The organism is Butyrivibrio sp. (assembly GCF_024699075.1).
Genome location: NZ_JAILQF010000079.1, coordinates 1 through 4,359, shown reverse-complemented (window position 1 = coordinate 4,359; position 4,359 = coordinate 1). Strand labels below are relative to the sequence as shown.

General features: G+C 37.2%; 4 protein-coding genes. 3 read left to right on the top strand and 1 reads right to left on the bottom strand.

Going from position 1 to position 4,359, the window contains the following annotated elements; translation table 11 throughout:
- Nucleotides 1-389 precede the first annotated feature (389 nt).
- Nucleotides 390-1,724 (bottom strand): MFS transporter, encoded by a 1,335-nt coding sequence (locus K6G87_RS03045; protein ID WP_296833722.1) that lies wholly within the window; start codon nt 1,722-1,724, stop codon nt 390-392.
- A 259-nt stretch (nt 1,725-1,983) separates the two neighbouring features.
- Between K6G87_RS03045 and K6G87_RS03040 the strand changes: the two genes are divergently transcribed.
- The 3 genes from K6G87_RS03040 to K6G87_RS03030 form a co-directional block, all read left to right on the top strand.
- Complete coding sequence (locus K6G87_RS03040; protein WP_110073648.1) at nt 1,984-2,226, top strand: hypothetical protein; 243 nt, start codon at nt 1,984-1,986, stop codon at nt 2,224-2,226.
- Nucleotides 2,227-2,486: 260 nt separating this feature from the next.
- Nucleotides 2,487-3,941 carry an MATE family efflux transporter gene (locus K6G87_RS03035; protein WP_296833714.1) on the top strand — a complete coding sequence of 485 codons (1,455 nt, stop codon included), beginning with the start codon at nt 2,487-2,489 and terminating at the stop codon, nt 3,939-3,941.
- Between the two features lie 128 nt (nt 3,942-4,069).
- Nucleotides 4,070-4,359: DUF438 domain-containing protein (locus K6G87_RS03030; protein ID WP_296833711.1), on the top strand; the 290-nt coding region annotated here is incomplete at its 3' end.

Genomic DNA, 4,359 nt, shown 5'->3' with positions numbered 1-4,359 from the left:
GGTGCCCTCGGCTATGCCGAGCACAAGCAGTGTAAATTCAAGTGTAACTGCATTTAGGCTCAAAATCTACAACACTTTTGTTTAAGGACCTGCGTTAGCACCGCTTGTCATAAACGTCTTGACACGGGACTCGGTTTCTGCTCGTCGCTGAGGACAGGAATTCCCACTTAGGGGGATAGTCCGAAGCATAAAGACGAGCCATTTTGTGATGAAAGATTTGTATAGTAAAAAAACTCCCCACTGTACAAATGGGGAGTTGGAAGTTTAATAATTAGTAGAGGTTGTTATCTTCTACAGTTCCGTCAGGATATACTACATACCTACTCGATTATGAAAAATATTTTTATATTAGAGAATACTTTTTGAGAATATGAGATGATTCAAGGTACTCAATCAGATGCTTTTTTTTGGTGCTCTTTGGTTGCAGCAAGTAAAGGCAGCAGTGTAACAAGTACGATCACAAAGCCTGCGATGAAGAGAGTGTTAGTTGGAAGATAGGCTTTAAAGCCGTACTCGTCAATATATTCGCCACTTCTTTTGATAATAGGATTAGATATAAGAGGGGCTACTACCATTGGGATAAGTACGTAGAAGACTATTCTGATGCCTTCAAACTGTCCTCTGGCATCTTCCGGATAGAGGCGCTTGGACCATACAGTAATTGTCTGAAGGAACAGAATATAACCTATACCTACGAAGAGGACTCCAGCAAGAAGCACCGGATTCCAGATAGTAGACGGATCTACAGAATCAGGCGATACCAAAAGCCCTATTATAAGAAGACCTATGGAATTAACAATTATAGCTAAGCTGATAATAAGAGAAGATTTATCAGCTCTTATAAGCTTTATTGCAGGGATTGTCGTAAACATGGCAATGAGAAGCCCTATACCTTCTATAAGTCCCATAGTATCGGCCGTAAATCCCAGATAGTAGATCATGAAATTGCCAAGATGTGAAAAGTATACATTAAAAGATATAAAGTATACAGCGAGCATCAGATTAACATAGACAAGTTCTCTGTGCTTTAAATATTCTTTTACATTAAATATAGAGAAGAACTGTTCGAAAAAAGACCCCTTGATAGAAGGTTTAAGGGTACTTACATCCTTCATACCTATAAGAGAGACAATTCCAAGAACTATAACGCTGCCGCCTATAACTATAAAAAGACGCATGTAGTTGTCATCGGCACCAACTAAAAGACCTCCAAGTACAGTTCCTGCAATTGTGCCTATTACCGGCTGTACCGCAAGAGCAGCTCCTAAGGCTCCTGAATTTTCTTTGTTCATATGATCATTGATCCAGGCATTAAAGCCTATATCATTACCCATAGATCCAAAGAAACTCATAATGGCATCAGCAGCAATTACTGCAAAAGCAACACCTATGATTGAAGCAGTATCGTTACCATCTTTTCTTAAAAATTCTGTTGTTCCAAACAAAATGGTGAAGATTCCCCAGAGAATATATCCGATAGATACAAGCTTTTGCCTTATTCCTTTTCTGTCAGATATGCATCCAAAAAGGAATGTTGAGATAGTTGTAGCTATTGCAGATATGGCTAGCATTAAGGATATGATAGTCGGATCTTTGGCTATCTTGGCATAGACGAAGGTATTGAACCACTGATTCTCCATGTTCCAGCAAAGCTGACCGGCAAGCCCCAGGAGCCATACAAGTGACCAGAAAGTGAGATTATTGCTTTTAGAACGATTGTCCATAAAACATTCCCTCCCATATTTATATCAGCAGAATCTGCCTGATCAAGGATTTCGACTCCCCCAAAAAAATGGGAAGTTTGAGTCATAACTAATAAGAAATTTGGATAGTATTAACTATAAATATCCTATATATAATTGTGAAAAATGTCCTTTGAACAGGTTTACAAATATAGTTTATCATATAAAAAGACGAGTAGCAGATCCTGCGTAAAACCAGTTTAGGCTGCTCATTTTTTATTAAAGAAAGAGAGGATGGATAATGAAGAAGGTTCAGGCAGCATGCATATGTCAGACATTACATTTTTGTCAGAGAGAAGAAATGTCCAAAGAAGAAAATGAAAAGCTTGCAATACAAGAGCTTGAAAGTTATAAAGCTTCTCTGGAAAAGAATAATACCGAATACAGAATACTTGAAGAAAAGAAGCAGGATGATGGAACTATCATCATAAAGATCATAAAGCAGTACAGTAACAGTCCTATTGGAGAGTATCTTCAAAACTAGTACTACTAAAATACAAATGATATACTTAAACTTCTCACATTATAAATAATCCTATCTAATTGCGAATTTGATATCTTGGGTAGTTAAGATAAAAAAACTTTATTAACTGTCCATGGTAATTAAAGCGCAAGGAAAGTCACTAATTTATATGTGCGAAGTATGAATAAAAAAATATAGTATAGAAAAATAAAGCGTGTGGCTATAAGCGTAAAACCAGCTTAAGGCCATGCGCTATTTTTATGTGAGGAGATAAATTAACTATGAGTGAAAACAAAAACAAATTTTTAGGAGAAGAGCCGGTAGAAGTCCTGATGCGAAAGTATGCTATACCCTGCATTATATCACTTCTTGTAGGAGCTCTTTACAACATCGTAGACCAGATATTCATAGCGAATGCTAGTTACCTTGGGTCTTACGGTAATGCTGCCAATACGGTTGTATTTCCGCTGACAGTAATAGCTCTTGCTATTGCTGTAATGATAGGAGATGGATGCTGCGCTTTTGTAAGTCTTAGCCTTGGCAAAAAGGAAACTGCTACTGCAAGAAAAAGTGTAGGTAATTCTGTTTTATTAATGGTAGTAAGTGGTATTGCTTTGATGATCATATATCTATTGTTTAGTAATACTATCATCGCTATGTTTGGTGGAACAGTTAATGCTGAGACTTTTTATCATTCAAAGGTATACTTTTTCTATATAACAATAGGAATTCCTTTTTATATGTTCGGACAGGCTATGAACCCTGTTATAAGAGCAGATGGAAGTCCTAAGTTTGCAATGGTATCAACACTTGCAGGAGCTCTTATTAATATAATACTAGATCCTGTTTTTATCTTCGTATTTAAATGGGGAATGATGGGAGCTGCAGTTGCTACTGTAATAGGTCAGATAGTTACAGCAGTTCTTGCAATTGGATACCTTCTTAATATGAAACTTGTAAAGCCGTCATTATCAGATTTTAAACTTAGTTCAAGCGTTGTAAGAAAGACTCTTATGCTTGGAGTTACAAGCTTTCTGTCTCAGATATCACTTGTAGCAGCAATGGCTGCGATCAACAATATGATAAGAAAGTATGGTGCAATGGATCAGGTATTTAGTCAGGAACAGTACGCACAGATTCCTATGGCTGTTGTTGGAATCGTCATGAAATTTTTCCAGATAGTAATATCCATAGTTGTTGGTATGGCTGCAGGATGTATTCCTATTGTTGGTTACAATATGGGAGCCGGACTTAAGGACAGGGTCAGGAAGCTGTTTACATCGCTGCTCACTGCAGAAGCTGTTGTAGGCGTAGTGGCATTTGTAATAGTAGAGGGATTTCCAAAAGGACTTATAGGAATATTCGGAGCAGCTAACGAAAGCGTGTATTATACAGAATTTGCTGTCAAAGCGTTCAGAATATATCTTTGCATGATAGTATTTGCATGCGTTAATAAGGCCTGCTTTATATTCCTTCAGGCTATGGGCAAGGCGCTTGAATCAACCGCACTTTCAATGATAAGAGAGATAGTATTTGGAGTAGGATTTGCTTTACTTCTTCCATTAAGATTTGGACTGGACGGAGTATTGTATTCTATGCCAATCTCAGATTTTCTCACGTTCATGATCGCATTTGTTCTAATAGTAACGACCTATAAAGAGCTTAAAGTGACTGATGATGCGGCAGACCATTATAGAAATCAGGTAAAAGAGGCCGAGATTACGAGAAATGTTTAAGTAATATTATTCTGGATTTTGTTGTTATAACAACATACATTCTATTTGTTAAAACATATACTTTGGCTTAAAGAAATGAAATATGTAGAATTTTCTACCGGTAACTTATATAAGCGGAGGTGCTTAAAATGTTTAATGATAGAATGAACAAGCTTAAGGAATATCTAAACAGACTTGGAGAAGGTGAAGACCTTGAAAAGGTGCGCGCGGATTTTGTTGAAAACTTTAGAGATGTTGAACCTTCAGAAATCATGAAAGCAGAGCAGGAGCTCATTAAGGAAGGCACACCTATTACAAAAGTGCAGAAGCTTTGTGATGTACATTCAGCTCTTTTCCATGGAGCAACAAGACAGGAGAAAATTGCTAACGCAGAAAAGGCTGTAGAAGAGTCTTTGAAAAAAGAGAAAGTGGCCAATGT

Excerpts from the sequence above, each read along its gene's own strand:
- K6G87_RS03045 (WP_296833722.1), bottom strand. The coding sequence starts at position 1,724 with ATGGACAATCGTTCTAAAAGCAATAATCTCACTTTCTGGTCACTTGTA.
- K6G87_RS03040 (WP_110073648.1), top strand. The coding sequence starts at position 1,984 with ATGAAGAAGGTTCAGGCAGCATGCATATGTCAGACATTACATTTTTGT.
- K6G87_RS03035 (WP_296833714.1), top strand. The coding sequence starts at position 2,487 with ATGAGTGAAAACAAAAACAAATTTTTAGGAGAAGAGCCGGTAGAAGTC.